Raw genomic sequence first — 3186 nt, 5'->3', positions numbered from 1 at the left:
CTATTCGTCAGTAAGACTTCATGGATTGGTCTAGAATAGACTTCCTGGTCTCCAACTTCATCCCCTATAATAAAGCTACCTTTTTCTACTAACACCATTCCCTCTGTGATCCTACTGATAGGACTCGATAGCGATGGGCTTAAAGACATATCTGAAGGCTGTTCCTGGCTGGAGCTTTCTAAGTAGTCTTTTCTCGTCTTCTCGTCTTGCTGAATGATTTGGGGTTGTTGCTCTTGCTCTTTCTCAGGACAAACGACGTCTTCTTTCTTTTCTTCGGGGGCTTCTTGCGGGATATCATGAAGTGTTTCTTCTGCCTTTTCTTCTTCAGTCTCTTCTTTCGTTTCCTCGCTACTCGTATCTGCTGAGGCTTCCTCTGACTCATGCCCGGGTACATCTATTGATGTTTCATTACTTCTATCATCAGTCTCCAGATTCTCATCTGCTTTTTCGATTCTGTCTGAGCCGACCTCTTCAATTTCTTCTGTCTTTTCTTCTTCAATCTCTTCCACCGTAATTGATTGTCGGAAATCAAAGGATTCTAGTTTTCGCTTTATGAAATTGAGTAGCCTTACCTTTTCAGAAGTCTTGTAAGACTGATTATACCTAAGTGCATAGGGGAGGTCGGAGTTAGCCAGTTCATCGGTCACCGTAAGAATCTGTCCGTTGAGTTTTCTTCCACTTATTATTTCATTATGAAAGCTGTCCCATTCATATTTGACCCATTTGGAATTAAGATTCCCCTTCGTAGTTCCAACAACTACCATTATTCGCGCTTCATCGAGTGCTTCTTCAATGACTTCTTTGTATGCTGATTCTCCCAGTTCCTCAATCGAGAAACTGCTCATGAAAACCCTTATGGAATTCGCTTTTAGAAGCTCGTAAAGCTCCTTCGCAATATACCAGTCTCTTGTGTTCTTATCATTTTCGTCCGATACTTTGCAGGATATGAATACTTGCCAGTCTTGCGAAGAGTTGCTTGTCATCATTACACCTCTTCGATATACCTACTGAAGTCCTGTCAACTCGTTCATCATCCGGCTATCTTGTTGCAAATAGTGCCGCTAGAAGTGTAACAAAAGTAATAATCTATGATCATTATTATACAATAATGTCATAAGTATCCAGTTTCATAAAAAAGGTTCTCACACTGGAATTCCTCCGGAGGTGGCTTGTTTGAGACTGAGAAAATGGTTGATACTTGGTGCGGTTGCGGCTCTCATCTTCGTTCTTGGATTCTTAGGCTGGATGGAATTCTTCGATTTGGCCGGCAAGGATATGTCGGTTCTTGGATTGCTGGAAGCCACTTTCGGACTGTTCAGATGGAAAACATTTTTCCCAGGGTTTGCAAAGATTCTTAACCTAGGAGATTATGAAATTCCTTTGATCCTAGATATAGCAAGGATAACCGCTCCCTGGATAACCTTATTTGGATTCATAGCACTTGTGTTTTCTGTCGTTAGAAGCTTTGCGACGTCCTTGAAAGTAAGGCTTTTCTATAGAGACCATGTTGTGGTTTTCGGTTGTGAAGAAACCTGCAAGTATCTTCTTAATTGCGTGAAAGCCGATTATCCAAGTAGCAAACTTGTATTATTAAAGAACTCAAATACACCGAGTTATGTGTGCAGCACTTTTGAAGAGAATCCAGTCATTGTTGGGAATCTTGAGGATACTGATATTCTGAATATCTCTGCTATCAATAAAGCCGCTCACATAATATTGGCAACTAACGACGACTCGATAAATATGCGATTGCTCAAGAACATCGAGCAGTTTTTCAGAAACAGTAAACGGAGTAGCACAGAGATCTGGCTTCAGATTGAAGACTTCAAATCATACGAAACCTTCAAAGGCTACAAAGGGGAGGATCCCTCGACAGGAATAGACATTCATGTATTCAGCGTGTTTCAGAGAATGGCCGCACAGACGGTAGATAGTTTCAGCCCGGATCAGTTCATAGAAACAGCGGGAAAAGGCCAAATTGAGATAGCACTATTTGGTCTTGAAGCTCTCGGACAATGGATAGTTCTTGAAGCAGCTCAGATGTATCACTTCAACAATATGAAGAAATTGAGAGTTACTGTGGTTGACTGTAATGTTGATAAAAAGATTGAAGATCTACTAAGGATTTGCCCTTCGTTAAAGAGAGTGATCGACATACAGCCTGTCGATTTGCTTGCTTTTCTTGAAATGGATGCCCCGAATTTGCTTTCAAATGTTTCATTGTGTTTCATAACTTGGCCAAAGGTTCAGGAAATAGACTTCATATCAAGAAAACTAAGGCAGATCTTTTTCAAAGCAGAAGAGAATCTGGAGATTCCCAAAATAGTGCTAGTGGACGTCTCGTCTTACCAGGGCTCAGAGATAATGAAGGAATCTCTCGATAGTTTGAACTCGATAGGCATATCATGTTCTTGTCCAACTGGCATCTCAATAAAGAATGAAGAAGAATGTGATAATCTTGCAATGCAAATTCACAACATCTATTCTCATTTGCCTCAGAAAGAGCTTGAAGTCGAATGGAGCAGAATGACCGACTACTTCAAAGATGAAAACCGTTATGCAGCACGGCATCTGTCTATGAAGCTGAGATCGCTTGGTCTCGAAGCAGTGTCGTCAGATGATCCCAGAGATCCCGTAGACCTCATGGCGATCCTTCCTGAGAACGAACAGATCCTTGCGCAGGTTGAACATAACAGATGGCTCGCCAGAAAACTCATAAATGGTTACGTCCATGGAAAGAAACTGGACAGAAAACTCAGAGACCAGCTGAAAATACATGTTGACATACGCCCCTGGGAAGAACTGAGCGAGAAAGACAGAGAAAAGGATCTGGTTGTCCTCAGAAACACAAATAATGTGTTCAAGAAAATTGGAAAGAAGATTGTTCCTTCAAAGGTCTGAATTTATACGAGGGGTAAGACTATGCCAGAAAAGTTACCATTAAGGATATTCATAAGCTACGGTCATGATGAATACGCCAAGCTCGCTAGAGAATAAAGAACTATCTCGAGCAGAGAGGCCATGAGGCCTGGTTCGACAGGGACAGAATTAAGCCGGGCAAAGACTTCGAGGTTTACGTAGAAGATGGTCTCAAGTGGCTTACAGAGGACAAATCAAGAGCAAGATTTCTCTATCTTAGGATTAAATAGGGTCAGACTCCATTTTCACACTAAACGAGAAATCGAA

At 41.5% G+C, this 3186-nt stretch carries 2 protein-coding genes; one reads left to right on the top strand and one right to left on the bottom strand.

Going from position 1 to position 3186, the window contains the following annotated elements; all coding sequences use genetic code 11:
- On the bottom strand, window positions 1-983 hold a 983-nt coding region (locus tag B3157_RS12775), incomplete at its 3' end, for a toll/interleukin-1 receptor domain-containing protein (protein WP_292590828.1).
- Window positions 984-1173: 190 nt separating this feature from the next.
- Between B3157_RS12775 and B3157_RS12770 the strand changes: the two genes are divergently transcribed.
- A complete protein-coding gene (locus B3157_RS12770) occupies window positions 1174-2901 on the top strand; it encodes a hypothetical protein (RefSeq protein ID WP_292590826.1) in 1728 nt (575 codons plus the stop codon).
- The last annotated feature ends 285 nt before the right edge of the window (window positions 2902-3186 follow it).

This window comes from Mesotoga sp. UBA5557 (assembly GCF_002425715.1).
GTDB lineage: Bacteria > Thermotogota > Thermotogae > Petrotogales > Kosmotogaceae > Mesotoga.
This window is presented reverse-complemented; position numbering and strand designations above follow the sequence as displayed.